This window comes from Microbacterium sp. 8M (genome assembly GCF_902506375.1).
GTDB lineage: Bacteria > Actinomycetota > Actinomycetes > Actinomycetales > Microbacteriaceae > Microbacterium.
This window is the reverse complement of the sequence record NZ_LR733284.1, coordinates 1,074,728-1,081,096: the sequence shown is the minus strand read 5'-3', so window position 1 is coordinate 1,081,096 and position 6,369 is coordinate 1,074,728. Positions and strand designations below refer to the sequence as shown.

The following is a 6,369-nucleotide window of genomic DNA, read 5'->3' as shown; positions in this document are numbered from 1 at the left end:
GTGACGGGCGCCACGATCTGGGTGCCCGAGAGCACGCCGTCGTCGCCGCTGGTGGACGGGCCGGACGGGCCGGTGGTGCCGCTGCCGGTGCCTCCGCTGGCGGTGCCGGATCCGGTGGTGGCGGTGCTTTCGCCGAGGACGGAGATCGCGTTGCCGCCGACGGTGACCGGGGCGGTGGCGCGGCGCGTCGATGGAGGGTGATCCGCCCGCGGCGCCGGACCCCCCGCCGGCCCGAGGTCCCCAGCACCGGGCCCGGCGAAGAAAGGGGGTCGTCTCCCCCTGGCGGGGAGGCGGCCCCCATCGGGGTGCCCGGCCGCGGTGCATGCGGACATCTACGCGCCCGGCACGCCTGCCGCTGCGGGTCACGACACGCGAGTCGCGGTCACGATCCAGTTGTCGACGGAATGACCGTCGACATGTGGCGCGTCGAGATCGCAGGAGAACAGCGCGAGGGTGCGCTGCGGACCGTCCGACTGCCAGACCCATCGGTACGCGGTCGCCGCCTGGGCGATCACATCCTGCTTGGGTGCGCTGACCGCGTCGGCGGCCACGGCGAACTGGGCGGTGGTCAGCCCGCCGGTGCGCAGCGCGTAGGTGATCACGACGCTGTCGCCCGCGCGCACCCGGCCCAGGTCGAAGAAGACGTCCTTCATGCCCTCGCCGGTGACGTTGTGTCCCACGATCACGGCGCGATAGCCCGACAGATTCCCCGGGATCGTCTGCCACTGCGGCGGGCCGTACCAGCCGGCCAGCCCGGGATCCGGGTTCAGCCAGCCGTCCTCGTTCAGCTGGATCAGGTTGACGTCCGCGTCGATGAGCGGCGTCCCCTGGTCCAGCACGGTGATGTGCACCGGCGTGCCGTCGATGTCCTGCAGCGGGGCGGGACTCGGTGGCGCCGTCGGCTCTGGCCCCGCCGAAGCGGTCGCCGGGGCCAGCAGCGGCCCGGACGACGACCCGGACGAGGCCGAGGCGCTCACCTGCGGCGCGGGCTTCATCGGCACGGCGCCGATGCCGCGCGTCGCTCCGGCGAGGGCGACCGCGCCGCCGCCGGCGAGCACCGCGACGGCGAGAAGGGCCATCGCGAGGCGTCGGCGCATCACGATGACCCTTCCTCTCCTCTGGGACCGCTCAGCTGCGACGGCCGCGCATGAGCAGTCCGGCACCGCCGAGCGAGGCTGCGGCGAGCGCACCGAGACCGCCTGCGGCGACCGGCATCCACGACGTGTCACCGTCGGTCTGCACCGTCGTGGGCACCGTGTGCGTCGGCTCCTCGACCGGCGCGGGCGGGGTGACCTCGGTCGGCGGAGTCACGACGGTGGCCGGGCAGGTCACGGCGTCGTGGTGCACGGTCTTGTACACGGCCGGGATCTCGGGCGTCCCAGGCACGGCCGGAGTGTCGACGACCTCTTCCGTCGTCCAGTAGAACCAGTCGCTGTTGCCCGGTGTGCCGGCCTGGTACGGAGCGCCGAGCGGATCCCCGTCCTTGTAGTGCTCGGTGTTCGCCTGCCAGTTGTCGCTCGGCGGGACGTCGCCGTCCCCGGGTCCGTCGGGGCCTCCCGTCCACGCGTAGCGCTGCAGCGGTTCGAGGTGGGTGACGGCGGGCGTGCCCGGCGTCCCCGGGACGGCCGGCGTGACGAGCACCTGCTCGTCGTACGCCGCCATCGGCGTACAGGTGCCGTCGTCCGCAGACGCCCCCGGCACCGTGATCAGGATTCCCGCGACCGCGAGCGACATCGCGCCCGCCGCGTACGCGGCCTTGCGGAGCGCCCCGGCGCTCTTGCTGTTCGGAGACATGTCCCCAGTACCCCCAGATTCGTGATCGATGTGTGATCACACGCATCCGGGTGCGCGGAAGTCCACGGAGTGCACATCAACGCGCCGATCCCCAAGATCGCCGGGTCCCACCCCGTCGACGGTTGCCCACGCCCCAGCCCGTGCAACCTTTGAGCCGAACGATACCGATCTTCCGATATGAGGGCAAGGGATCCGTCCATTCCCGCACACGCGAAAGGGGCCGCCTCCCGAAGGAGACGGCCCCTGACAGGGCGTGCGCGCTTACTTGGCGGCGACGACCTGCAGCGTGATCACAGCGGTCACGTCGTCGTGCAGACGGACGGTGGCCTCGTGGTCGCCGACCGACTTGATCGGCGAGGTGATGTGCACCTTGCGCTTGTCGATCGCGCCGATGCCCGCGGCCTCGACGGCGGCGGCGACGTCGGCGGTCTTGACCGAGCCGAACAGACGACCCTCGGCGCCCGCCTTGACGGCGAGACGGATCTTGTTGGCCTCGATGGCGTTCTTCAGCGCCACCGCGTCGTCGAGGTCGTGGATCGCGCGCGCCTTGCGGGCGGCCTGGATCTGCTCGACCTGCTTCTCGCCACCGCGCGTCCACGCGACAGCGAAACCCTGCGGCACGAGATAGTTGCGGGCGTACCCGTTCTTGACCTCGACCACGTCACCGGCGCTACCGAGCCCGGCGACCTCATTCGTGAGAATCAGCTTTGCCATGTCGGTGCTCCTTAACGGCCGGCGCCGGCGTAGGGCAGGAGAGCCATCTCGCGCGCGTTCTTGATCGCCTTCGCGATCAGGCGCTGCTCCTGCACGGACACACCGGTGATGCGACGGGCGCGGATCTTGCCGCGCTCCGAGATGAACTTGCGGAGGGTCGCGACGTCCTTGTAGTCGATGACACCCACGCGGATGGACTTCGCGGGGGCGGCGTTCTTCGCGCCCTTCCGCGGCTTGCGGCGGTCGCCGCTCGACTTTCCAGCCATGAGTCTTCCTTACGAGAAATGGTTTTCGGATCCGTCAGGATCCGGAATCTTGTGTTGCTTCGGCTCAGAACGGGGTGTCGTCGCCGAAGCTGCCGGGAGTGCTCCACGCATCCGCGCTCGAGGAGCCGGGGGTCGACCACGGCTCGTCGTTGTCGCGCTGCTGCGAGCGCCCGCCCTGCTGCCCGCCGGAGAAGTTCCCGCCGCCGCTCGAGGCGGCACGGGTGACCTGGGCGGTCGCGTAGCGGAGCGAGGGGCCGATCTCGTCGACCTCCAGCTCGATCGCGGTGCGGTTGTTGCCGTCGCGGTCCTGGTAGGAGCGCTGACGCAGGCGTCCGGATGCGATGACCCGCATGCCCTTCGTCAGGGATCCCGCCACGTGCTCGGCGAACTCGCGCCACACGGACGCGCGGAGGAACAGCGCTTCGCCGTCCTTCCACTCGTTCGCCTGGCGGTCGAAGGTGCGCGGCGTCGAAGCGATGGTGAAGTTCGCCACCGGCAGCCCGTTCTGCGTGTAGCGCAGTTCGGGGTCGGCGGTGAGGTTCCCCACCACGGTGATGACGGTCTCGCCGGCCATGATGCCTTAGGCCTTCGCGACCTTGGGCTTGCGAGCGGCCTTCTCCTCGGCGCGCTTGGCCTCGGCGGCGACCTGGGCGATCGCTTCCTCGGCACGCAGCACCTTGGTGCGGAACACGAGCTCGCTGAGGTTCAGCTGGCGGTCGAGTTCGTTGGTGGCCTCGCTGGTCGCGGTGAAGTTCACGACGGCGTAGATGCCCTCGGTCTTCTTGTTGATCTCGTAGGCGAAACGGCGCTTGCCCCAGATGTCGACCTTGTCAATCGAGCCACCATCAGCGGTGATGACCTTCAGGAACTTGTCGAGGTTGGGGGCAACCTGGCGCTCGTCCAGCTCGGGGGTCAGAATGACCATGAGCTCGTACTGGTGCGTCACTTACCCACCTCCTTCGGACTAGAACGGCTTCCGGGACTTTCCCGGAAGCAGGAGGGTGTGTTGCACGTGCCAGGGCAGAATCCGCCCAGGCAACCTGAACAGCTTAGCGGATCCGCCTGGATGCGCCGAATCGGATCGTCCGCGGCGCCTGCACGCCGTATGCACGATCCCCGCGCGGATGCAGGTTCCAAACCGCGGATCCGTCCCGCATCCGTGACCGCGTCCTGCATTCGTGCCGCGGCGGAACGCCCGCTAGCGTGACGGTCATGAGCGAACCCACGTCGTCCGGCGATGTCCGCATCGATTGGCAGAAGGCGCGTGACGCCAACCGGGAGAACTGGGACGACCGCGTTCCGCTGCACGTCGAGGCATACGGCCTCGACGCGTTCGATGACCCCGCGCACCTCTCTGACGTCGTCCGCACCGACGCGGCCGCCCTCGCCCCGTTCCTGCCACAGGGGTTCGCGGGGCTCGACGTGTGCCATCTGCAGTGCCACATCGGCACCGACACGCTCTCGTTCGCCCGCCTGGGCGCGCACGTCACCGGCGTCGACTTCTCCGCCCCGGCCCTCGAAGCGGCTGCGGCCCTCGCCGCCCGGATGGGGCTGGATGCGGACTGGGTCGAGACCGACGTGCTCGACGCCGCGGCGGCCGTCGGATCCGAGTTCGACCTCGTCTACACGAGCATCGGCACCATCACCTGGCTCGAGGACCTGAACCGCTGGGCCGCGCAGGTCGCGCAGCTGCTGCGCCCCGGCGGCACGTTCTACATCCGCGACGGGCATCCGGTGCTGTACGGCCTGGACGAGACCCGCGACGAGCTCGTGCACCGCTTCCGCTACTTCGAGAACGGGCGAGCGCTGGCGTGGGACGACGAGGGCACGTATGCCGGGGACGGCACAGTGGCCCACCCGCGCACCTACGAGTGGCCGCATCCGATCTCGTCGGTCGTGAACGCGCTGCTCGGGGCGGGCCTGCGGATCGTGCACATGGACGAGGGCCGGACCCTGCCGTGGCGGTTCTCCCCGCGCATGCTCGAGGTCGACGGCGAGTACGTGTGGCCGGCTGAGGAGCGCGACCTGGTTCCGTGCACGTTCACGATCGTCGCGGTCAAGGACTGACGGGGTCCACAGGGCACGCGACTCCGCGCGGGAACGGGCGCGGGAACAGGCGGTCACGCGAGAACAGGCTTTCGGATCCGGGATCCGCCTGTCCGCCCGTGATCGCCTGTTCCGGCCGCTTGACGTTCCTGCCGTGGGACGCCGACGACGTGAACCGCTGATCCCGCGCATCGCCCGGCGGGATCCGCGGGTTAGCGTGGACGCGTGACCGCCCCGATCAGCCGACCCGAGAGCCCTTATCCGTTCGATGCGAGGCCGTTGACGGATCCGGTGGATCGCGCAGCGCTGGCGGCGTACACGCGCTCAGCGGCGGCCGCCGGCTCCGGCGTGAGCGGGGCGCAGATCTTCGGCGCCGTCTTCGCCGGGGTGGTCGTCGTGATGATGCTCGGCATGTTCGGCACGGTCGGCGCCGCGATGCTGGCGTCGAGGCTGGGCGTCGCGAGCGGGCTCATCCCCGTGCTGCTGATCCTGATCGCGGTCGCCGTCGTCGTCGTGGCGATCGTCTTCTGGCTGCGCTCCCGGCGCATCAGGCAGTTCCGGCTCGCCTCCTTCGCCGCCGCGAACGGCATGACCTACACGCCCTCGCTGAGCGAACCGGCCCTGCCCGGGATGATCTTCGGCCTCGGCAGCGGCCGTGTCTCCACCGACCTCGTCCGCGGATCCTCTCCGCGCTTCGTCGAATTCGCGAACTACCAGTACACGACCGGATCCGGCAAGGACCGCCAGACCCATCCGTGGGGCTACATCGCGATCCACCTCGACGTGCCCCTGCCGAACATCGTGCTCGACGCCGTCGGCAACAACGGGCTCTTCGGATCCAACCTCCCCGCGCGCTACGCGAAGCACCAGCGGCTGTCGCTCGAGGGCGACTTCGACCGGTACTTCGCGCTGTACTGCCCCGAGGGGTACGAGCGGGACGCGCTGTATCTGTTCACGCCCGACATCATGGCGCGGTTCATGGACAGCGCGGCGGCGTTCGACGTCGAGATCGTGGACGACTGGCTGTTCCTGTACGCGCAGCGGCGGCAGGTGTCGACGCTGGATCCGGCGACGTGGGCGCGCATGTTCGCGACGGTCGGCGCCGTGATCGACAAGCTCGCGCAGTGGGCCCGCTGGCGCGACGAGCGGCTCGGCCAGGCCGCAGCGCAGGGGCAGGGGTTCGCCGCCGGGCCCGTTCCCGGCGCGCCCGGTCTTCACGGCGCGCCCGGTGCCCCGGCCGGGTTCCTGGCGTCGGGGTTCGCGGCTCCCACGCCCGCACCCGGCCAGCAGGCGTGGTCTCCCCCGCCCGGCGTGGCCCCGGGAGGGCGCCGGCTCAAGCGCGGCTTCTCGTGGAGCGTGGTGGTCGTGCTCGTGATCGCCCTGCTCTGGTACCTCCTTCACTTCGTCGGCCCGCTCCTGGGCATCCTGTTCGCACGCTGACTCGTCGCGCGGGCGGCGCCGAGGATCGGTGATCCGGCGCCGGCGAGGGGACGCAAGAGATGTGAGAGAGGGAAAACGCCGCCGCGAGCGCTCCCCTGGCGACGAAATC

Annotated in this window: 9 protein-coding genes; 3 read left to right on the top strand and 6 right to left on the bottom strand. The window is 70.3% G+C overall.

Annotated features, from left to right (window positions below; genetic code table 11):
- The coding region (locus AERO9AM_RS05115; protein WP_236602489.1) for a hypothetical protein at positions 1-201 on the top strand (201 nt) is incomplete at its 5' end.
- Positions 202-362: 161 nt separating this feature from the next.
- Here AERO9AM_RS05115 and AERO9AM_RS05110 read toward each other — a convergent pair.
- The 6 genes from AERO9AM_RS05110 to rpsF all read right to left on the bottom strand — a co-directional run bounded on the left by AERO9AM_RS05110 (position 363) and on the right by rpsF (position 3,720).
- The gene (locus AERO9AM_RS05110) at positions 363-1,097 is read right to left on the bottom strand and encodes a class F sortase (protein ID WP_328821164.1); all 735 of its coding nucleotides are present in this window, start codon (positions 1,095-1,097) and stop codon (positions 363-365) included.
- 31 nt (positions 1,098-1,128) lie between these two features.
- Positions 1,129-1,794 carry a hypothetical protein gene (locus tag AERO9AM_RS05105; RefSeq protein ID WP_159575173.1) on the bottom strand — a complete coding sequence of 222 codons (666 nt, stop codon included), beginning with the start codon at positions 1,792-1,794 and terminating at the stop codon, positions 1,129-1,131.
- Between the two features lie 261 nt (positions 1,795-2,055).
- Positions 2,056-2,508 (bottom strand): 50S ribosomal protein L9, encoded by a 453-nt coding sequence (gene rplI, locus AERO9AM_RS05100; RefSeq protein ID WP_159575172.1) that lies wholly within the window; start codon positions 2,506-2,508, stop codon positions 2,056-2,058.
- An 11-nt stretch (positions 2,509-2,519) separates the two neighbouring features.
- Positions 2,520-2,774, bottom strand: coding sequence for a 30S ribosomal protein S18 (gene rpsR, locus AERO9AM_RS05095; protein WP_040168021.1), 255 nt, complete (start codon positions 2,772-2,774; stop codon positions 2,520-2,522).
- A 64-nt stretch (positions 2,775-2,838) separates the two neighbouring features.
- Positions 2,839-3,348: a single-stranded DNA-binding protein gene (locus tag AERO9AM_RS05090; protein ID WP_159575171.1), complete on the bottom strand. Its 510-nt coding sequence runs from the start codon at positions 3,346-3,348 to the stop codon at positions 2,839-2,841.
- Between the two features lie 6 nt (positions 3,349-3,354).
- Positions 3,355-3,720, bottom strand: a complete 366-nt coding sequence (gene rpsF, locus AERO9AM_RS05085; RefSeq protein WP_159575170.1) for a 30S ribosomal protein S6 — start codon at positions 3,718-3,720, stop codon at positions 3,355-3,357.
- A gap of 266 nt (positions 3,721-3,986) precedes the next feature.
- On the opposite strand from rpsF, the gene AERO9AM_RS05080 reads away from it, so the two are divergent.
- Complete coding sequence (locus AERO9AM_RS05080; RefSeq protein ID WP_159575169.1) at positions 3,987-4,841, top strand: class I SAM-dependent methyltransferase; 855 nt, start codon at positions 3,987-3,989, stop codon at positions 4,839-4,841.
- Between the two features lie 204 nt (positions 4,842-5,045).
- A complete protein-coding gene (locus tag AERO9AM_RS05075) occupies positions 5,046-6,260 on the top strand; it encodes a DUF3137 domain-containing protein (RefSeq protein ID WP_236602488.1) in 1,215 nt (404 codons plus the stop codon).
- The last annotated feature ends 109 nt before the right edge of the window (positions 6,261-6,369 follow it).